This is a genomic window from Hydrogenophaga sp. (genome assembly GCF_025699295.1).
Taxonomy (GTDB): domain Bacteria; phylum Pseudomonadota; class Gammaproteobacteria; order Burkholderiales; family Burkholderiaceae_C; genus Hydrogenophaga.
This window is the reverse complement of sequence record NZ_JAILWB010000001.1, coordinates 14839-34492: the sequence shown is the minus strand read 5'-3', so window position 1 is coordinate 34492 and position 19654 is coordinate 14839. Positions and strand designations below refer to the sequence as shown.

At 68.3% G+C, this 19654-nt stretch carries 14 protein-coding genes; 9 read left to right on the top strand and 5 right to left on the bottom strand.

Annotated elements, in window-relative coordinates; translation table 11 throughout:
- Positions 1-10: 10 nt before the first annotated feature.
- From K5880_RS00155 to K5880_RS00130, 6 genes are all read left to right on the top strand, one after another.
- Positions 11-1486 carry an NADH-quinone oxidoreductase subunit M gene (locus K5880_RS00155; RefSeq protein ID WP_297647064.1) on the top strand — a complete coding sequence of 492 codons (1476 nt, stop codon included), beginning with the start codon at positions 11-13 and terminating at the stop codon, positions 1484-1486.
- 34 nt (positions 1487-1520) lie between these two features.
- A complete protein-coding gene (gene nuoN, locus K5880_RS00150) occupies positions 1521-3029 on the top strand; it encodes an NADH-quinone oxidoreductase subunit NuoN (protein WP_297647061.1) in 1509 nt (502 codons plus the stop codon).
- Positions 3030-3087: 58 nt separating this feature from the next.
- The gene (locus tag K5880_RS00145; protein WP_297647058.1) at positions 3088-3393 is read left to right on the top strand and encodes a DUF2818 family protein; all 306 of its coding nucleotides are present in this window, start codon (positions 3088-3090) and stop codon (positions 3391-3393) included.
- On the top strand, positions 3390-4001 hold the full coding sequence (locus tag K5880_RS00140; protein ID WP_297647056.1) for an NUDIX hydrolase: 612 nt from the start codon (positions 3390-3392) through the stop codon (positions 3999-4001). The genes K5880_RS00145 and K5880_RS00140 overlap by 4 nt, the downstream gene beginning before the upstream one ends.
- The gene (locus tag K5880_RS00135) at positions 3998-4480 is read left to right on the top strand and encodes a DUF1178 family protein (protein ID WP_297647053.1); all 483 of its coding nucleotides are present in this window, start codon (positions 3998-4000) and stop codon (positions 4478-4480) included. The genes K5880_RS00140 and K5880_RS00135 overlap by 4 nt, the downstream gene beginning before the upstream one ends.
- Positions 4481-4683: 203 nt before the next feature.
- A complete protein-coding gene (locus K5880_RS00130) occupies positions 4684-9303 on the top strand; it encodes an NAD-glutamate dehydrogenase (RefSeq protein ID WP_297647051.1) in 4620 nt (1539 codons plus the stop codon).
- Positions 9304-9311: 8 nt separating this feature from the next.
- Here the strand turns inward: K5880_RS00130 and K5880_RS00125 are convergent, their stop codons facing one another.
- From K5880_RS00125 to K5880_RS00115, 3 genes are all read right to left on the bottom strand, one after another.
- Positions 9312-10049 (bottom strand): glucose 1-dehydrogenase, encoded by a 738-nt coding sequence (locus K5880_RS00125; RefSeq protein WP_297647049.1) that lies wholly within the window; start codon positions 10047-10049, stop codon positions 9312-9314.
- Positions 10050-10154: 105 nt separating this feature from the next.
- A complete protein-coding gene (locus tag K5880_RS00120; RefSeq protein WP_297647046.1) occupies positions 10155-11054 on the bottom strand; it encodes a LysR substrate-binding domain-containing protein in 900 nt (299 codons plus the stop codon).
- 13 nt (positions 11055-11067) lie between these two features.
- Entirely contained in the window at positions 11068-12855 is a 1788-nt protein-coding gene (locus K5880_RS00115) for an ABC transporter transmembrane domain-containing protein (RefSeq protein WP_297647044.1), read from the bottom strand.
- Positions 12856-12962: 107 nt separating this feature from the next.
- Here K5880_RS00115 and K5880_RS00110 point away from each other — a divergent pair, with 107 nt between their 5' ends.
- From K5880_RS00110 to K5880_RS00100, 3 genes are read left to right on the top strand one after another with little or no spacing between them, the layout of a single operon-like run.
- Positions 12963-14183 carry a YjgN family protein gene (locus K5880_RS00110; RefSeq protein ID WP_297647041.1) on the top strand — a complete coding sequence of 407 codons (1221 nt, stop codon included), beginning with the start codon at positions 12963-12965 and terminating at the stop codon, positions 14181-14183.
- Positions 14183-15286, top strand: a complete 1104-nt coding sequence (locus K5880_RS00105; RefSeq protein WP_297647038.1) for a M48 family metallopeptidase — start codon at positions 14183-14185, stop codon at positions 15284-15286. The genes K5880_RS00110 and K5880_RS00105 overlap by 1 nt, the downstream gene beginning before the upstream one ends.
- A gap of 43 nt (positions 15287-15329) precedes the next feature.
- On the top strand, positions 15330-15944 hold the full coding sequence (locus K5880_RS00100; RefSeq protein ID WP_297647036.1) for a LysE family translocator: 615 nt from the start codon (positions 15330-15332) through the stop codon (positions 15942-15944).
- A gap of 16 nt (positions 15945-15960) precedes the next feature.
- Here K5880_RS00100 and K5880_RS00095 read toward each other — a convergent pair whose 3' ends face one another.
- Both K5880_RS00095 and K5880_RS00090 read right to left on the bottom strand, forming a co-directional pair.
- Complete coding sequence (locus K5880_RS00095; protein WP_297647764.1) at positions 15961-17034, bottom strand: carotenoid 1,2-hydratase; 1074 nt, start codon at positions 17032-17034, stop codon at positions 15961-15963.
- A 38-nt stretch (positions 17035-17072) separates the two neighbouring features.
- Positions 17073-19634, bottom strand: coding sequence for an ABC transporter permease (locus tag K5880_RS00090; protein ID WP_297647033.1), 2562 nt, complete (start codon positions 19632-19634; stop codon positions 17073-17075).
- Positions 19635-19654 lie beyond the last annotated feature (20 nt).

Below are 19654 nucleotides of genomic sequence, written 5' to 3'. Positions count from 1 at the left end.
GGATAAAAAGATGGGTTTGCTGAGCCTTGCAATCTGGACGCCGATCCTCTTTGGCGTCGTGCTGCTGGCCCTGGGCCGCGACGACCAGGCCCACGTGGTGCGCTGGATCGCGCTGGTGGGCGCCATCGCCGGCCTGATCGTGACGGTGCCTCTCTACAGCGGCTTCGAGATCGGCACCGCCGCGATGCAGTTCGTCGAGAAGAGCGTCTGGATCGAGCACTTCAACGTGCACTACCACCTGGGCGTGGACGGCATCTCGCTGTGGCTGGTGCTGCTGACCGCCTTCATCAACGTGGTGGTGATCGTGGCCAGCTGGGAGTCGATCACTTCCCGCGTCAACCAGTACATGGGGGCGTTCCTCATCCTCTCGGGGCTGATGATCGGCGTCTTCAGCGCGCAGGACGCGATGCTGTTCTACGTCTTCTTCGAAGCCACGCTGATCCCGATGTACCTGATCATCGGTATCTGGGGCGGCCCGAACAAGATCTATGCGGCCTTCAAGTTCTTCCTGTACACGCTGCTGGGCTCGCTGCTCATGCTGGTGGCCCTGATCTACCTGTACACCGTCTCCGGTGGCAGCTTCGCGCTGGCCGACTGGTACCAGCTGCCGCTGGGCGGCACTGCGCAGACCCTGCTGTTCTTCGCCTTCTTCGCAGCCTTCGCGGTGAAGGTGCCGATGTGGCCGGTGCACACCTGGTTGCCCGATGTGCACGTCGAAGCCCCCACCGGTGGCTCTGCCGTGCTGGCGGCCATCATGCTCAAGCTGGGTGCCTATGGCTTCCTGCGCTTCTCGTTGCCCATCCTGCCGGATGCCTCGCACGAATGGGCCTGGCTGATGATCGCGCTCTCGCTCATCGCCGTGATCTACGTCGGCCTGGTCGCCATGGTGCAGCAGGACATGAAAAAGCTCGTGGCCTATTCGTCTGTCGCGCACATGGGCTTCGTCACCCTGGGCTTCTTCGTCTTCAGCGACCTCGGCGTCTCCGGCGCCATCGTGCAGATGATCGCGCACGGCTTCGTCTCGGCCGCGATGTTCCTGGGCATCGGCGTGCTGTACGACCGCGTGCATTCGCGCGAGATCGCCGACTACGGTGGCGTGGTCAACACCATGCCCAACTTCGCCGCTTTCGCGCTGCTGTTCACCATGGCCAACTGCGGCCTGCCGGGCACGGCCGGTTTTGTCGGTGAATGGATGGTGATCATCGCGGCGGTAAAGGCCAACTTCTGGATCGGTCTGCTGGCCGCCACGGCCCTGATCTTCGGCGCCGCGTACTCGCTCTGGATGTACAAGCGTGTCTACCTCGGCAGCGTGGGCAACGACAACGTCAAGGCGCTGACCGATATCAACAAGCGCGAGTTCCTGGTGCTGGGTGTGCTGGCGATCGCCGTGCTGTACATGGGCGTCTACCCCAAGCCCTTCACCGACGTGATGGACGCGTCCGTGGCCGAACTGCTGCGCCACGTCGCCATCTCCAAACTGAACTGAGCCTCCCGGGCACGCCATACAAGAGAACGCTCACATGATTGACAAGCTCAGCTGGGTCGCGGCTTACCCGGAAATTCTTCTGCTGACCATGGCCTGCGTGATCGCGCTGGTCGATCTGGCGGTGAAGACGCCGCTGCGGGGTGCCACCTACGGCCTGACCCTGCTCACGCTGGCCGTGGTCGCGCTGCTGCAGGGCACTGCGGCGGCTTCGGGCAACACCATCGACGGCTTCGGCGGCATGATCGTCAGCGACCCCATGGGCAACTGGCTCAAGTGCTTTGCCACCATCGCCGTGATGGTCACGCTGGTCTATGGCCGTGCCTACTCGGCGCAGCGTGACATGCTGCGCGGCGGTGAGCTGTTCACGCTGGCCATGTTCGCGCTGCTCGGCATGTTCGTCATGATCTCGGGTCACAACTTCCTGGTGATCTATCTCGGCCTGGAACTGCTCACGCTCTCCAGCTACGCGCTGGTGGCGCTGCGCCGCGACGACGTGCAGGCCACCGAGGCGGCCATGAAGTACTTCGTGCTGGGTGCGCTGGCCAGCGGCTTCCTGCTCTACGGTCTGTCCATGGTCTATGGCGCCACCGGTTCGCTCGACGTGGCCGAGGTGCTCAAGGCCATCGCCGGCGGCGGCGCCACGCTCAAGGGTTCGGCCCAGGTGCTCACGCTGGGCCTGGTGTTCGTGGTCGCCGGCCTGGCCTTCAAGCTCGGCGTGGTGCCGTTCCACATGTGGGTGCCCGACGTCTACCACGGCGCGCCCACGGCCGTCACGCTCATGATCGGTGGCGCACCCAAGCTGGCTGCGTTCGCGATCGTGATCCGGCTGCTGGTCGAAGGCCTGCAACCGCTCGCGGTGGACTGGCAGCAGATGCTGGCCGTGCTCGCCGTCATGTCGCTGCTGGTGGGCAACCTCGCCGCCATCGCGCAGAGCAACCTCAAGCGCATGCTCGCGTTCTCGACCATCGCGCAGATGGGCTTCATGCTGCTGGGCCTGCTGGCCGGCGTGGTGCAGGGCGGCAATGGACTGGACAGCGGCAACATGGCCAACGCCTACGGCTCGTCCATGTTCTACGTTGTCACCTACGTGCTCACCACGCTGGGCACCTTCGGCGTGATCCTGCTGCTGTCGCGCAGCGGTTTCGAATCGGAAAACGTGAGCGACCTGGCCGGCCTGAACCAGCGCAGCCCGCTGTACGCCGGCGTCATGGCCATCTGCATGTTCTCGCTGGCCGGTGTGCCTCCGCTGGTGGGTTTCTACGCCAAGCTGTCGGTGCTGCAGGCACTGCTGGCCTCCAGCGGCGCGTTTTATGTGGGCCTGGCCGTGTTCGCGGTGGTCATGTCGCTGGTCGGCGCTTTCTACTACCTGCGCGTGGTCAAGATCATGTACTTCGACGCCCCCACGCAGACCGCCGCGATCGAGGCCGGCATCGACGCGCGTTCCGTGCTCTCGCTCAACGGTGCCCTGGTGCTGGTGCTGGGCATTGTGCCCGGCGGCCTGATGACGCTGTGTGCGCAGGCCGTGGCGCAGCTGTTCGCCTGAGGTCCTGTCCGCCAACACCGGTGAACTTGCCGGCGGTCATCGGCTCACACACCGTTCCATGACACACACCTTCTCCGTCTGGCTGGTGCTGATCACCGCCTTCATTGCCGCCAACCTGCCCTTCGTGAACGAGCGCTGGCTGGCGGTGCTGCCCCGGCGCGCGCCCCACAAGACCTTGTGGATGCGCGCGGCCGAGCTGGTACTGCTGTACCTGCTGGTCGGCGGATTGGGCATGGCGCTGGAACAGCGTGCAGGGCAGATCGCGCCTCAGGGATGGGAGTTCTACGCCACTACCGGCGCCCTTTTCATCACACTGGCATTTCCCGGCTTCGTCTATCGCTACCTGTACCGGCGACGCGGATGAACGACAACGAAAGCCACCTGCGGGAGACCCCGTTGGCGCGTGCCGAGTTGCTGCGGGGTCATTTCCTGCACGTGGTGCGCGACACCGTGCGCCTGCCCGACGGCGGCGAGGCGACGCGCGAGTTCGTGCTGCATCCCGGCGCCGTGATGGTGATCGGCCTGCTCGACGATGGCCGGGTGGTCCTGGAGCGTCAGTTCCGCCACCCCATGCAGGCGGTCATGACCGAATTTCCCGCCGGCAAGTTCGATGCCGGCGAGGGCAGCCTGGCCTGCGCGCAGCGCGAGCTGCTGGAAGAAACCGGCTACACCGCGCGCGAGTGGGCCTTTGCCGGGCGGCTCGCCCCCACCATCGCGTACTCCGACGAAGTCATCGACATCTGGTTCGCGCGCGGGCTCACACACGGCGAGCGCCAGCTCGACAAGGGCGAGTTCCTGGACGTGTTCGCCGCCACCCCGGCCGAGCTGCAGGCCTGGTGTTTCAGCGGCGAGGTGATCGACTGCAAGACCCTCATCGGATCGATGTGGCTGCAGAATGTGCTGCGCGGCGAATGGGTTCTGGAATGGAGGCCCGGCAATGTCGCGACGGATGCCGGACAATCCGTTCCATGAAGGTCCTCAACCTGCAATGCGCGCACCAGCACCCGTTTGAAGGCTGGTTCGGCTCCGAAGACGATTACACGAGCCAGCTGGAACGTGGGATGGTGACGTGTCCGCTGTGTGGCGATGCGCGCATCGAGAAGAAGCTCTCGGCTCCCCGTCTCAATCTGCGGGGTGCGCGCGCGCGGGACGGCGGCGCAGCACCCGCCGACGGCACGGCCTTGGCCGTCGTGAGCAACCAGGCGCCTGCCCACCCGGAGCTGGCGGCCCTGCAGGCGCGCGTGCTGCGCGCGCTGCGCGAGGTGGTGGCGCAGTCCGAGGACGTGGGGGAACGCTTCGCGGACGAAGCCCGTGCCATGCACCATGGCGAGGTCGCGCACCGCCACATCCGCGGCCAGGCCAGCCCCCAGGAGGCGCTGGAGTTGCTGGAAGAGGGCATCGACGTGTTGCCCCTGGCCATGCTGCCGGCGATCAAGGAAACGCTGCAGTAGGGCCAGACCTGCTCTCCCGCAAAACCCCGCCTTGCGGGGTTTTTTCTTGGCCGAGGCCGTGTCATGGGGGCATCATGCGTTCTGCGCATGATGGCATGGCATGGGTCCATGCAATCCTTTTCTGGGGCCCTGCGCGTGCCGGGAGCGATCCTAGAATCGCGCGCATCTCTCCCTCCCAACACCGCAACAACGGGACACCGACCATGAACCCGAGCTTTCAGGACCTCTACTTCGCCGCCGCCGACCCCGAGGAAATGCGCAACCGCGATCCGGCCCTGCTGCAGGCGATGGCGACCGCGCATGAAACCCTGTTGCGCTCCACGCCTGCGGGCGAAGTGCGGGTGCGCAGCCTGTCACCGTCGGCGCTGGGGCAGGGTCGTGAGGCCGACACACACGTGTTGCAGATCGTGCACCCTGACATGCCGTTCCTGGTCGACTCGGTGGGCATGGCGGTCAACCGCAGTGGACGCACCGTGCACTGGATCGTGCACCCCCTGTTGCGCGTCGTGCGCGACGCCGACGGGCAGGTCAGCGAGATCGCCGCGGCGGCGCCTCAGGGTGGCAGTGCAGGTCAGGTGGTCTCGTGCATCCTGGTCGAGTGCGACCGGCTGGTGGCCGACCCCGAAGGCATTGCCCTGATCCAGACGATCCTGGACACCCTGCAGGACGTGCGCCTGGCGGTACAGGACTGGCGTCCCATGCTCTCGCGCGTGCAGGTACTCAATGCCGGGTTCACTGCGCTGGACGCCGCCGTGGCGGATGAAGCCAAAGCCTTCCTGAGCTGGCTGGAGCAGGGGCATTTCACATTCCTGGCCGCCGAGGACTTCGAGCTCCAGGGTGGTGCCCTGGTGCCGGTGCCCGGCAGCGCACTGGGCCTGCTCAAGGCGAAGGGTGCACAGCCTCTGCCGGCCACGCCCATCGAACGTTTCGAGTCGGACCCTGGCCTGGTGCTCTCGACCAAGGCCATGAGCCGTTCCACCGTGCACCGCCCGGCATGGCTCGATGCCATCAGCGTCAAGCGCCTGGACGCCGCCGGCCAGCCGGTGGGGGAGAGCCGCTTTCTCGGCCTGTACACCTCGGCTGCCTACGCGGCTTCGGTGGAGCAGATTCCGGTCGTGCGGCAGAACGTCGCGCGCGTCATGGCCAACGCTGGCGTGGTGCATGGCAGCCATGCGCACAAGGCCCTGCAGGCCATTCTGGAGACTTACCCGCGCGAAGAGATGCTGCAGATCGACGCAGCCACGCTGGAGCAGCACGCCATGGGCATCCTGCGCCTGCAGGAACGCCAGCGCGTGCGCCTGTTCGTGCGCCGGGGCGTGTTCGGCCGGCTTGCCTCGTTGCTGGTGTACGTGCCGCGCGATGTGTACACCACCGAGCTGCGCGTCAAGCTCGGCGCGCTGTTCACGGAAGCCTTCGACGCCGCCTCGGTGGAGTTCACCCCCATGCTCACCGACAGTGCGCTTGCGCGCATCCACTACATCGTGCGCGCCAGGGACCTGCTGCCCACCCAGGTGGACGTGGCCCAGCTCGAAGCCCGCGTGGCCCAGGCCTGCAAGCGCTGGATCGATGGCGTGAACGCCGTGCTGCTGGCGCGCAGCGGACGCGGCGCCAGCGGTCTGCAGGCGCTGGTGGCCGCGTTCCCGACCGCCTACCGCGAAGACTTCGACGCCGAAACGGCGGCCGAAGACGCGGCGATCCTCAACGGCCTCGGGCCTGCCCAGCCGCTGGCGCTCAAGCTCTACAGCCGCGGCGGACAGTTGCGCTTCAAGACCTACGCCACGCACAAGATCGTGCTCTCCGACGCCTTGCCGGTGCTGGAATCCATGGGTGCGCGGGTGATCGACGAGCATCCCTACCACCTGGCCGAGAAGGACCTCTGGATCCACGACTGGGGCCTGCAGTTCACCCAGCCGATCGACGTCGCACGCCTGCGGGAGCGTTTCGAGCAGCTGTTCCAGGCGGTCTGGCGCCAGGAGGTCGAGAGCGATGCACTCAACCGCCTGGTGCTCACCACCGAGCTGGATGCGCGCGGCATTGCCGTGCTGCGCGCCTACGTGCGCTACTTCAAGCAGCTGGGATTCGCCTTCAGCCAGAGCTACATCGAAGACACGCTCAACAACAATCCCGCCATTGCGCAGGGACTGGCACAGCTGTTCGCGATCCGCTTCGATCCGGCGCAGGGCGAACGCCGCGACGAGCGCACCGAAGCCAGTGTGCACACGCTCGAATCCCTGCTGGCCGACGTGGCCAGCCTGGAAGAGGACCGTGTGCTGCGCCAGTTTCTCAGCACCATCAACGCGACACTGCGCACCAACGTCTACCAGCGCGGCAAGTCCTGCATGAGTTTCAAGCTCAGCCCGCGCGACATCCCCAACGTGCCCGAACCCAGGCCGCTGTTCGAGATCTGGGTGTACTCGCCCCGCGTCGAGGGCGTGCACCTGCGCGGCGGCAAGGTCGCGCGTGGCGGTCTGCGCTGGTCGGACCGGCGCGAGGACTTCCGCACCGAGATCCTCGGCCTGGTCAAGGCGCAGATGGTCAAGAACACGGTGATCGTGCCGGTTGGGTCCAAGGGCGGCTTCGTGCTCAAGAAGGCCCCGCCCGCGAGCGAGCGCGAAGCCTGGCTGGCCGAAGGCGTGGCCTGCTACAAAACCTTCCTCTCGGGCCTGCTTGACGTCACCGACAACCTGGTCAAGGGCGTGGTCGTGCCGCCGCCCGACGTGGTGCGCCACGACGAGGACGATCCCTACCTGGTGGTGGCGGCCGACAAGGGTACGGCCACCTTCAGCGACATTGCCAACGGCGTGAGCGCGGAATACGGTTTCTGGCTCGGCGACGCCTTCGCCTCCGGTGGCTCGGTTGGCTACGACCACAAGAAGATGGGCATCACCGCGCGCGGCGCCTGGGAATCGGTCAAGCGCCATTTCCGCGGTCTGGGCGTGGACACGCAGACCCAACCCTTTACCGTGGCCGGTATCGGCGACATGTCGGGCGACGTGTTTGGCAACGGCATGCTGCTGTCCACGCAGATCAAGCTGGTGCTGGCCTTTGACCACCGGCACATCTTCATCGACCCCGATCCGGACGTGGCCACGAGCCACGCCGAGCGCGAGCGCCTCTTCAAATTGCCGCGCTCCAGCTGGGCCGACTATGACAAGCGCCTGATCAGCCAGGGTGGTGGCGTGTTCCCGCGCAGCGCCAAGTCGATCGCGCTGAGCGCGCAGGCGCGCGCCGTGATCGGCACCGACGCCACCGAGATGGCGCCCAACGATTTGCTCAACGCCATCCTCAAGGCCCCGGTTGACCTGCTCTACAACGGCGGCATCGGTACCTACGTCAAGGCCAGTTTCGAGAGCCACACGCAGGTGGGCGACAAGGCCGGCGACGCCTTCCGCGTCAACGGCAACGAACTGCGCTGCAAGGTGTTCGGCGAAGGCGGCAACCTCGGCTGCACGCAGAATGGCCGCATCGAGTTTGCGCACGCGGGCGGGCTGATCTACACCGATGCGATCGACAACTCCGCCGGCGTGGACTGCTCCGACCACGAGGTCAATATCAAGATCCTGCTCGGTGCGGTGCAGGAGGCCGGCGCGCTCACGCAGGACAGCCGCAACGAGCTGCTCGCGAGCATGACGGACGAGGTCGGCCAGCTCGTGCTGCAGGACAACTACTACCAGACCCAGCAGATCGAACTCGCGGCCGCGCGTCCGGTCTACCTGCTCGACGGCCAGCAGAACCTCATGCGCTGGCTCGAGCAGATCGGCCTGCTCAAGCGCGCCATCGAGTTCCTGCCTGCCGACGACGAACTGGCCCGACGCAAGCGCGAGGGCAGGGGCCTGACCCGCCCGGAGAACGCCGTGCTGATGGCCTATGCCAAGATGAACCTGTTCGACGAGCTCTGCGCCAGCAGCCTGCCCGACGACCCGTTCTATGCCCGCGTGCTCACGATGTATTTCCCCGCCGTCCTGGGCGAGCGCCATGGCGAGTTCATCGCGCGGCACCCGCTCAAGCGCGAGATCATCGCCACCTACATGACCAATGCGGTGGTCAACCGCATGGGCGCGACCTTCGTCAACTTCCTCGCCAACGAGGCCTCCTGCACCGCTGCCGACGTGGTCAGCGCCTACACGCTGGCGCGCGAGGTGTTCGCGCTCGAACCGATCTGGGACCGCATCGACGCGCTGGACCTCAAGGTCACCAGCGAACTGCAACTGAGCCTGCTCACGCAGCTCGCCGCCATCACCCAGCGCGCCAGCCGCTGGATGCTGCGCCACCGCGGCCAGGGCGACCTGCCCACCCTGATCGCCAAGTACCGCCCGGCGGCACAGACGCTGCGCCAGCACGTCGAACAGTGGCTTCCGGCGGGCGCGCGCGAGCAGTGGAAGGCCGCCAGCGATCGTCTGGTGCAGGCCGGCGTGGACGCCCAGCTCGCCGACGACCTGACCGTGCTCGACCACCTGTATCCGGTGCTCGATCTGGTGGACGTCGCGACCCAGGCGGGCAGCTCGCTGGAGCAGGCCGCGCGCACCTACTTCGCGGTCGAGAGCACGCTGGGCCTGGACCGCTGGCGCCAGCGCATCGGCAAGCTGCCGACCGACTCGCTGTGGCAGACCCAGGCGCGCGCCAGCGCGCGCGACGACGTCTACTCGATCGCCGGGCAACTCGTCCTGTCCCTGCTGAGCAGCCAGCAGTCGCTGGCCGCATGGCAGGAGCGCCACGCCAGGGCGATCGAACGCATCAACGCCATGCACGAAAGCATTGCGGACCAGGCACCTGATCTCGCGCCCGTGTCGGTGGCGCTGCGGGAGCTGCGGCAGCTGGCGTGAGGCGTTCGCTAGACCCTGCCACCGTCCACCAGAATGCTTCGCCCCGTGATCCAGCGTGCGTCGTTCGAGCACAGGAAGGCGACCACATCGGCGATGTCGTCCGGTTCAGCCAGTCGACCAAGCGGAGTAAGGCGCACTTCGTCCTGCAATTGTTGGGTTGGAATGTCCGCCGTCATGTCTGTGCGCGTGATCGCTGGTGCCACGGCGTTGACGCGAATGCTGCGCGCACCCAGTTCGATCGCACAGCCGAGTGTCAAGCTGTCCACGGCAGCCTTGCTGGCAGAGTAGGCCACTGCTTCTGGCTCGGGCCGGACTGCGAGACTGCTGGAGACGTTGACGATGGCGCCGCCAGTTGAAGGAAAGTGATCGAGCGCGGCTTGGGTGGTCGCAAGCACGCTCCATGCGTTTGTGGAGAACTGGTCCTGAAAAGACTGTCGGCTGATTTGCCCTAAGGGGGCTGATTCAAAAATGCCGGCGTTGTTCACCAGCACATCGATGCGTCCGAACGTCGAGGCGACGTCGCGCATGGCGGATCGAACCGCAACCTCATCTGCCACGTCCACCAGGACAAGGCTTGCTGTGCCGCCCGCTTCCCGGATGGCTCGCACCGTTGATTCAGCCGCCGCTCCATTGCTGCGACAAAAGATGGCGGCGTGGGCGCCTTCCGTGGCGAGCTTGCGCGCGATGGCGGCGCCAATGCCCCGCGACCCGCCGGTGACCACCGCGACCTTTCCAGACAGTTTCATGATCGTTTCCCTTTCGTGTTTGATCAGGAGGGGAACGATAGCCACGTGCCTGCCGAACGGGTAGGCGTCAGAAACGCGATGGGCAGTTCCAGAAATGGAACGCCCTCAACCCATTGACTGAAACCTGTCCTCCAGGAACGCGATCAAGGTTCGAACCGCTGAAGTCACCCCGCGCCGGCTGGGGTAGATCGCATACACCGTCGAGGCCGCAGGTGCGTGCTGGGGCAACAGTTCGCTCAACGATCCGTGGCGCAGCGCTTCGTCGCATGCTTCGAGCGGCATCTGAGCAACCCCCACGCCGGCGAGTGCTGCTTCGCGCACGGCGATCAGGTTGTCGCTGACGAACCGCGGCTGGGGAAAATAGGTCAGATCGCGTCCATCGGATTCCCGGAACATCCAGGGGCGGACATTCTCGGCATTGCCTTGTGCCACGAGCGGGAAGCGTTCCAGATCGATGGGCGACCTGGGAACGCCGTGCCGCGCCAGAATTTCCGGGCTCGCGACCAGTACCATTTTTCCTGTGCTGATCTGGCGGGCCACAACATCTGCGGCCGCGAGGGGCGTACCAGAGACGCGGATGGCCAGATCGAAGCGTTCAGCCAGAAGATCGACGAAATGATTTGAGAGATCGAGCGATATGCGTACCTTCGGATGAAGGACCATGAACTCGCTCAGCCAGCGGGCCAGGAAGCGTTCTCCCGTGAGCAAGGACGAGCTCACGCGAATCAGGCCGCGTGGCTCGACCTGCGTTTCGCTGACCGTCACCTGCACCGCCTCCGCCTCGTCCGCGATGGCTCGCGCGTGCCGATAGACCTGTTCTCCGACATCGGTGAGGTGAAAGGCGTGTGATGAGCGCTGCGCAAGGCGCACACCCAGCTTCTGTTCAAGTTCGGCAACTCGCCGGCTGAGCCGCGACTTGGGTATGCCTGTCGTGCGTTCGGCCGCAGAAAATCCGCCTGCCTCCGCCACGCGCAGGAAGGCGATGAAGTCGTCGAGGTTTTCCAAGAGACTCCCTGGCTCAGGCCTGGAACTGCAGCGCCGCCAGCCCGGCGTAGATGCCGCCCTGGGCGATCAGCTCGGCGTGCGTGCCCTGTTCCACCAGGCGGCCGTGGTCGAGTACCACGATGCGGTCGGCCTGTTGCACCGTGGCCAGGCGGTGCGCGATCACCAGCGTTGTGCGGTCCTTCATGGCCGATTCCAGCGCCGCCTGAACCATGCGCTCGCTCTGTGCGTCCAGCGCGCTGGTGGCTTCGTCGAGCAGCAGCAGCGGCGGGTTCTTCAGCATGGCGCGCGCGATCGCGATGCGCTGGCGCTGTCCGCCCGAGAGCCGCACGCCGCGTTCACCCAGGAAGGTGTCGTAGCCTTCGGGCAGCTTGTGGATGAACTCCTCGGCGAATGCAGCGGTGGCGGCGGCGCGCACCTCGTCGTCGCTGGCATCGGGTTTGCCGTAGCGGATGTTTTCCATCGCGCTGCTGGAGAAGATCACCGGGTCCTGCGGCACGATGCCGATGCGGTTGCGCAGGTCGTGCAGGCTCATCTGATGGATCGGCACGCCGTCCAGGCGGATCGTGCCGATGGCCGGGTCGTAATAGCGCAGCAGCAGGCCGAACACGGTGGTCTTGCCCGCGCCGCTGGGGCCCACCAGTGCCACCGTCTGCCCGGGTTGCACGTCCAGCGTGAAGCCGCTGAGCGCGGGCTGCGCAGGGCGTGAGGGGTAGTGGAAGCTGATGTCGTCGAACACCAGCGCGCTGCCGCCCTGCGGCGCTGGTGCCTGCAGCGGCTGCGCGGGCGACTGCACGGGTGATGCGCTCGCCAGCAGTTCCATCAGCCGTTCGCTGGCGCCCGCGGCGCGCAGCAGGTCGCCGTACACCTCGCCCAGCACCGCCACCGCGCCCGCCAGGATGATGATGTACACGACCGTCTGCCCCAGATGCCCGGGCGTGATCGTGCCCGCCAGCACCGCCTGCGTGCCCTGGTACAGGCCCCAGAGCAGCAGCGCGGCGGTGCTGATGATGATGAAGGCGACCATGCCGGCGCGCGCCCTGGAGCGGCGGATGGCGGTGTGGAAGGCGCTCTCGGTCGAATCACCGAAGCGCCGTGCCTCGCGGTCTTCGGCGGTGTAGCTCTGCACGATGGGAATGGCGTTGAGCACCTCGGCCGCGATCGCGCTGGAATCGGCCACGCGGTCCTGGCTGGCGCGTGAGAGCTTGCGCACCCGCCGCCCGAACCACATGCTGGGCAGCACCACCAGCAGGATGATCAGCAGCACCTGCAGCATCACGTAAGGGTTGGTCCACACCAGCATGATCAGCGCGCCCAGCCCCATCACGCCGTTGCGCAGGCCCATGGAGAGCGACGAACCCACCACGGTCTGCACCAGCGTGGTGTCGGTGGTCAGGCGCGAGAGCACCTCGCCGGTCTGCGTGGTCTCGAAGAACTGCGGGCTCTGCCGCAGCACATGGCTATAGACCGCGTTGCGCAGGTCGGCCGTGATGCGCTCGCCCAGCCAGCTCACCAGGTAGAAGCGCGCGGCCGAGAACAGGCCCAGCGCCACGGCCACGGCGAACAGTTCGAGGAAGTGGCCACGCAAGCCCATGGCCTGCGCGCTGCGGTCGTCGGCCACCAGGCCGCTGTCGATCAGGCCGCGCAGCGCCACCGGAAACAGCAGCGTGGCGACCGCCGCGAGCACCAGGAACAGCGCGGCCAGTCCGATCTGCGTGCGGTAGGGCCGCATGAACGGCAGCAGGCCGCCGAGCGATGTGGGGGAGGAAGCCGGGGATCGGTCTGAAGGGGTGGAGGAGGCCATGGGCGAGAGTGTGCCGGGTTTCGGGATGGCGGGCGGGCGGTGGCCGGTGCGCCGCGCAGGGCAATGCTAGGATGCGCCCAAAATTTTCAACTTCAAGAGGGATGGGGATGGCACAACAGGACGATTTCGCGCCCACCGAGGCGCTGGTGGATGCGCCCGCGCAGCAAGCACGGCAGACGCTCGACATCCGCTTCACCGGTTCGGGCAGCGAGTACTTCCGCATCTGGATCGTCAACCTGCTGCTCACGCTGGTGACCTTCACGCTCTATGTGCCCTTCGCGCGCGCGCGGCGCATCGCCTACTTCCAGAACAACACGCTGGTCGGTGGCGACCCGCTGGGCTTTCACGCCGACCCCTGGAAGATGTTCCGCGGCTACCTGCTGATCCTCCTGCTGGGCGTGGGCTACTGGGCTGTGTCGAACTTCCTGCCCGCCATGGCCTGGCTGGCCGTCGTGGTGTTCATGCTGCTGTGGCCCGCGCTCTGGCGCGCCTCGCTGCAGTTCCGCCTGCGCAACACCAGCTGGCGCGGTGTGCGCCTGTCTTTCCAGGGCGATCTGTTGTCGGCCTACCTGAGCCTGCTGCCGTTCTTCCTGCCCGCGCTGGCCTTCGTGCTGTTCCTGCCCGCGGTGCAGGAGGGCGAGCAGATGGCGCCCGATGAGGCGCAGCGCGGCATGCAGATCATTGGCGTCACTGTGCTGGCGTTCATCGTGCTGCTGCCCTGGCTGCTGGCACGCATCAAGCGCTACCAGCACGGCGGCTACGCGTTCGCGCAGGAGCGCACGCAGCTGCGCGTGGGCAATGGCCGCTTCTACCTGCTGTTCCTCAAGACCGGCCTGGTCAGCCTGCTGGTGGGCGTAATCGCGGCGGCGCTGCTGTTCGCGCTGTTTTTCCTCGTGATGGGTGGCCAGAGCGGCGTGCGCGCGGTGCTCAGTGGCGCGGTGCGCCCCGGCGTGCTCGGCATCGTGCTGCTGGCCACGGGCGCGGGTCTGGCCTACCTGCTGCTGCCGCTGGTCACCATGCCGTACTTCGGCGCGCGCCTGCAGAACCTGTCGTGGAGCGGCACGCAGAGCCCGAAGATCGCCTTCGCCAGCGCGCTGCGCTTTCGCGACCTGTTCCGCGTCACCCTGGTCAACTGGCTGCTCATCATCGTCACGCTCGGCCTCTACTGGCCGTTTGCCAAGGTGCGCGCCGCGCGCGTGAAGCTCGAGGCCTTGTCGCTGGAAGTCCAAGGCCCGGTGGACCAATGGCTCTCGCGCGCGCAACAGTCGAACAAGGGCGTGCTGGGCGATGCCGCCGGCGACTTCTTCGGCATGGACATGGGGCTTTGATGGACGGCGCCGGCCCGATCGAGACGCACTGGTTCGATGGCCGTTCGCCCAGGGCCAGGGCGGTCACGCTGCGCATCGAAGGCGCCGAGCTGTTGCTGCACGCCGCCGACGGCGAGCAGCGGCGCTACCCGCTGGCGCGTGTGCGCTGGCCCGAGCGCCGCACCCACGGGCAGCGCCAGACCGAGCTGCCCGATGGTGGCCTGATCCAGCACGCCGACGCCGCCGGGTGGGACGCCTGGTGGCGGGCCAGCGGCCAGCGCGAGGGCGCCGTGGTGGGCTGGATGCAGAGCTGGCGCGCCACGCTCGTGGCCATGGCCGGTTCGGTGGTGTTCCTCGCGGCAGCCTGGGTCTGGGGCGTGCCCTGGCTGAGCCAGACGCTGGCGCACCAGGTGCCTGACTCGCTGGACACCCGCATCGGCCAGCAGAGCCTGCGGCAGCTGGACCGCCTGTTCCTCGGCCCGAGCGAGCTGCCGCAGAAACAGCAGGAGGATCTGCGCCAGCGCTTCACCGCGCTGGTGGAACGCGCCTACCCGCAGGGGGACGCGCCGCACTGGGAACTGGCGTTCCACGCCTCGCCCGTGCTCGGTGCCAACGCCTTCGCCCTGCCGGGCGGCTTCATCGTCATGACCGACGAACTGGTGGAACTGCTGCACGACCAGCCCGATGCCATCGTGGGCGTGCTCGCGCACGAACTCGGCCATGTGGAACACCGCGACGGCCTCGACCTGATGGTGCGCGCCAGCCTCATCAGCGCACTGGTGGGCGTGGTGCTCGGCGACGCCAGCGGTTTCCTTGCCACCGTGCCCGCCACCCTGGCCACCCAGGCCTATTCGCGCGACGCCGAACGCCGCGCCGACGCGCATGCCGCGCGGCTGCTGCACGCCAGCGGCATCCCGCCATCGGCCATGGTCGTCTTCTTCGAGCGAATGCTGAAGGAAGACGGGGAAGACGGCGAAGGGGGGCCCAAACCCGCGCAGGGCCGTGGCGACGACAGCGACGATGGCGCGCGCGGCGCCTCACTGCCCATCGCCATCGCCAGCCACCCGGACCACGGGGAACGCATCCGCTTCTTCCGCGAGTGGCAGGTGGACGCGCAACGCTGAAGCGCCTGTGGCACCATGGCGGTCCTTCACAGGAGCAACCGCCATGATCACCTTCGAATTCCTGATCACCTCGCTGATCGTCGTGCTCATTCCCGGCACGGGTGTGGTCTTCACCGTCTCCGCGGGATTGGTGCAGGGGCGCCGGGCCAGTCTGTTCGCCTCGCTAGGCTGCACGCTGGGCATCGTGCCCCACCTGCTGGCCACGGTGCTGGGCCTGGCCGCCGTCATGCACACCAGCGCGCTGGCGTTCCAGTTGCTGAAGTACGCGGGCGTGGCCTATCTGCTGTACCTCGCGGTGGCCACCTGGCGCGACCGTTCGGCCTTCGTGGTGCAGGAAGGTGGCGCGCAGCGCAGCGCGCCGAGCCTCATGCTCAAGGCTTTCCTGCTCAACATCCTGAACCCCAAGCTCACCATCTTCTTCCTGGCTTTTCTGCCGCAGTTCGTCGACCCGGCCGCGGCCGCGCCGCTGGGGCAGTTGCTGCTGCTCAGTGGCGTGTTCATGGCCATGACCTTTGGCGTGTTCGTGGTCTACGGCCTGCTGGCCCATGCGTTCCGCCGCGCGGTCATCGACTCGCCGCGCGTGCAGGACTGGCTGCGCCGCGGCTTCTCGGGCGCCTTCGCCGGCCTGGGCGCGCAGCTCGCGTTCAGCGAGCGCTGAACCCCGCCAGCGGCGCTTACAGCACCAGCCGCTGCGCGTAGCCCGTCATCTCCAGGTAACCACGCCCCACGGCCTTGCCGTTGCTGTCGAACAGGTCGGACAGGCCTTCCCAGTACACCGTGCCGGTGCTCGCGCGGCTGTCGAGTTCCTGCGGGTCGATGACGGCCTTGACGGTGTAGAAATCGGCCGGCGTGCGGATCAACCACTCCACCGGGTAGCGCGCGCGCGTGAGCGGGCTGGTCCACCAGCGCTGAGGCTTGAAGTCGACCTCGCCCGGGCGGAAGCGGTAGATGTCGGTCGGGCTTTGCGCGCTGCCTGCGGCGCGGAAGGAGCCGCCGGCCCAGACCTTGCTGCCGTCCTTGCGGCGCAGCTGGAAGGCGGTCACGCAGTGGCCGTCGAACAGGTTCATGCCGATCCAGTCCCAGCCCACGGCTTCGGGGTGCAGCAGGGCCTCGCTCCATTCGTGGTCCAGCCAGGCCATGCCATTCACCTGGAACTGCTCGCCCTTGACGCCCAGCGTGCCGCGCACGGCCAGTTGCGGCTGGCTCACGTAGAAGCTGGCCTGCGCGGGGTCGGGCCCCTTGCGCGAGAAACCGTCCTCGCCCTGCAGCAGCCAGGCTTGCTGCGGCACGGCGCTCAGCTCGATGCGCAGTTCGTCACCGTTGACGCGCGCGGCGTAGCTGCCGTCGGGCGCGCGCCGCAGCGACCAGTCGCGCAGCACCACGTGCGTGTCTTCGGCACTGGCGAACACGCCGCGCTCGGCTTGCGCCGGGGGCTCGCCGTTCCAGCGCGCGATGCGCTGGTCGTGCAGCAGCCGGCCGCCCTGTACGTCGGTGATGGCCGCGTGCGCGAACAGCAGCTGCTTCGCCGCCAGCCGGCTCTGCAAGTCCTGCGTGCCGTCCACACGGCTGCGGAAGAAGGTGACCTGGAAGCCGAACGCGCGACCCTGCGCGTTCGTCGCATGGCCGGTGAGGTACCACCACTCGGTGCGCGTCTCGTTGTGTGTGCCGTGGTCGCGCGGGAACACGAGCGGGCGCGGCTGGAGGGCATAGCCGGGGCGGTGCTGGGCGCGGGCGTGTGGCAGCGCCAGCGCACCCGCCGAGGCAAGCAGAAGACGGCGCAACCGGTTCACCAGTCCTCCTTCACCGCCCGCACCGCGTCGCGGCCAGCCGCCGCCTGGCCGGCCAGCCAGGCGGTGAGTGTGCCGGCCACCACCACGGCGGCGCACAGCGCGAGCAGCCGTGCCCAGGGCAGCACCAGGTCCATGGTCCAGTGGAAGCTTTGCGGGTTGACCACGTGCACCAGCACCAGGCTCACGGCCAGGCCGAGCGCGAGGCCGGCGAGCGCGCCGAGCAGCGTCCAGGCCAGGCCTTCGAGTGCGACCACGCCCAGGATCTGCCCGCGCGTGAGGCCCAGGTGCGCCAGCAGGCCGAACTCGCGCCGGCGTGCCAGCACCTGCGCGCTGAAGCTGGCGGCCACGCCGAACAGGCCGATGCCGATGGCCACCGCCTGCAGCCACACGGTGACGGCGAAGCTGCGGTCGAAAATGCGCAGCGAGGTGGCGCGGATCTGGCCGACCGAGGCGAATTCGATCCGGTCACCTGCACCGTGCTGCGCGGCCAGCGCGCGGATGCGCTCGCGCACCGCGTTCTCGTCGGCGGTGTCGTCCAGGTGCAGCGCGAGGTCGTTCACGCGCTCGTCGCCGGTCAGGCGCACGAAGTCGGCGCGGTCCATCACCACGCTGCCGTGCTGGCGCGCGTAGTCGCGCCACACGCCGGCGACGAAGAAGCGCACGCCGCGCGCCTGCGGGCCTGCAAAGGCCTGGGCCAGATCGGGCAGCCAGGTGCCGGCGCGCGCGCCGTACAGGTCCACCATGGCCTCGCTCACGTACACCGGCACCGCCTGCGTGCCGTCGGGAACGGGCAGGGGGTTGCCCACCAGCGGCAGGCCCAGCGCGCGCCCGGGCGCGGTCACCAGCGGGCGCGAGAGCAGAGCCACGGCGGGCCGCGCGGGGTCCAGCTGCACCGGCGTGGCGCGCAGCGTGTCGACGCGGGCCACGCCGTCGACGCGCGCAACCGCCGCCACGAAGTCCGGCGGCAGGTGGTTCGTGTCACCCACGCCACCCGCGCTGCGCACATACAGTTGCGCGGGCAGCACCGCGTCGAGCCATTGCGTGACCGAGTCGCGAAAGCTCGCCACCATTACCGTGAGCGCGACCGACAGCGCCAGGCTGGCCACCACACCGCTGGTGGCCACGGCGGCGGTCTCGCGCAGGCGGCGCGCGCGCTCCACCGCGAGCACCGGCAGGGCGTGGCGCGCGATGTGCGGCGCGATGCGGTCCAGCAGCGCGCCCACGGCCAGCGGCAGCGCCGCGATGCCGCCCACCAGCAGCAGGCCGACCGACACATAGGCCGCCAGCGGGATGCCCATCACCGGCGGCGCCCAGGCCAGCACGCCGGCCAGCACCACCAGGCCCAGCGCCAGCGTGTGGCGGCGCGCGCCACTCGGCGTGGGCGCGCCCAGGCCCTTGAGCGCCAGGGCCGGCGCCATGCGCGCGGTGGCGCGCGCCGGCCACCAGCCGCCCACCAGCGCCGCGGCCACGCCCAGCAGCAGGTACACCGCCGCCGCCAGCGGGCTCCACAGCAGCGGTGGCGCGACCCCCGGGAAATAACCCCCGCCCAGGTCGCCACCGAGCAGGCGCAGCGCCAGCGCGGCCAGCGCCGTGCCCAGCGCGATGCCGATCACGCTGCCCAGCAGGCCGAGCAGGGCGGACTCGGCCAGCACCAGCCGCAGCCGTTCTCGGGCCGAGAGGCCCAGCACGCCCAGCATGGCGAACTGCGGCTGGCGCCGCGCCACCGAGAGCGACAGCACAGAGAACACCAGGAAGGCCCCGGTGAACAGGGCCACCAGCGCCAGCACCGTGAGGTTGACCCGGTACGCGCGCGAGAGGTTGCTCACGCGCTCGCCGGCCTGTTCGGGCCGTTGCGCGATCACGTTCGGCGGCAACTGCAGCGCGGCCAGCACCTCGTCGGCGCGCGCACCGGGCGCCAGGCGCAGGTCGATGCGGCTGAGCTCGCCCACGCGCTGCGTGAGCGCCTGCGCGGCGGCCACGTCCATCACCAGCAGCGGCGCGCCCGGGGCGTTCACCCGCCCGGCGATGCGCAGTGCGGGCAGCGCCAGGCCCGCCGGCAGCGGCAGCGCCGTCTGGTTCGCGAACAGCTGCTGCGCCGCCGCGTTGAGGAAGACCGCGTCCGGCGCGAACAGGTCGAAGCGCCGCGTGCCCGGTTCGCCTGCGGGGGCTTGATCGGCCACCGGCATGAGGGCCGGCGAGAGGCCGGCGACCACCAGCGCGTCCACGCCCAGCAGCTTCGCGGCCACGGGCGTGCCGTCGGGCGCGGCCAGCCGCAGCGGCTGCTCCAGCACCGGGCTGGCCAGCGCCACGCCGGGGTGCGCGGCCACCTGCGCCAGCAGGCGGTCGTCTAGCGCGCCCTGGCGCGCGCGCAGTTCCACGTCGGGCTCGCCGTTAACCGCACTCACCGCGCTGGAGAACTCGGCCAGGGCGGATGCGTTGATCAGGTGCACGGCAAACGCCAGCGCCACGCCCAGCATGACGGCCACCACCGCCGAGGCGTTGCGCCAGGGGTGGTGCCGCAGTTCCTGCCAGGAGAAGGTGTTCAGCAGCGCGCGCATGGTCTTGCAGCATACGTCTA

What these genes read in the sequence shown, in the direction of transcription:
- nuoN (WP_297647061.1), top strand. Translation starts at nt 1,521, where the DNA reads ATGATTGACAAGCTCAGCTGGGTCGCGGCTTACCCGGAAATTCTTCTG.
- K5880_RS00135 (WP_297647053.1), top strand. Translation starts at nt 3,998, where the DNA reads ATGAAGGTCCTCAACCTGCAATGCGCGCACCAGCACCCGTTTGAAGGC.
- K5880_RS00100 (WP_297647036.1), top strand. Translation starts at nt 15,330, where the DNA reads ATGATCACCTTCGAATTCCTGATCACCTCGCTGATCGTCGTGCTCATT.
- K5880_RS00140 (WP_297647056.1), top strand. Translation starts at nt 3,390, where the DNA reads ATGAACGACAACGAAAGCCACCTGCGGGAGACCCCGTTGGCGCGTGCC.
- K5880_RS00105 (WP_297647038.1), top strand. Translation starts at nt 14,183, where the DNA reads ATGGACGGCGCCGGCCCGATCGAGACGCACTGGTTCGATGGCCGTTCG.
- K5880_RS00130 (WP_297647051.1), top strand. Translation starts at nt 4,684, where the DNA reads ATGAACCCGAGCTTTCAGGACCTCTACTTCGCCGCCGCCGACCCCGAG.
- K5880_RS00110 (WP_297647041.1), top strand. Translation starts at nt 12,963, where the DNA reads ATGGCACAACAGGACGATTTCGCGCCCACCGAGGCGCTGGTGGATGCG.
- K5880_RS00145 (WP_297647058.1), top strand. Translation starts at nt 3,088, where the DNA reads ATGACACACACCTTCTCCGTCTGGCTGGTGCTGATCACCGCCTTCATT.
- K5880_RS00090 (WP_297647033.1), bottom strand. Translation starts at nt 19,634, where the DNA reads ATGCGCGCGCTGCTGAACACCTTCTCCTGGCAGGAACTGCGGCACCAC.
- K5880_RS00125 (WP_297647049.1), bottom strand. Translation starts at nt 10,049, where the DNA reads ATGAAACTGTCTGGAAAGGTCGCGGTGGTCACCGGCGGGTCGCGGGGC.
- K5880_RS00155 (WP_297647064.1), top strand. Translation starts at nt 11, where the DNA reads ATGGGTTTGCTGAGCCTTGCAATCTGGACGCCGATCCTCTTTGGCGTC.
- K5880_RS00115 (WP_297647044.1), bottom strand. Translation starts at nt 12,855, where the DNA reads ATGGCCTCCTCCACCCCTTCAGACCGATCCCCGGCTTCCTCCCCCACA.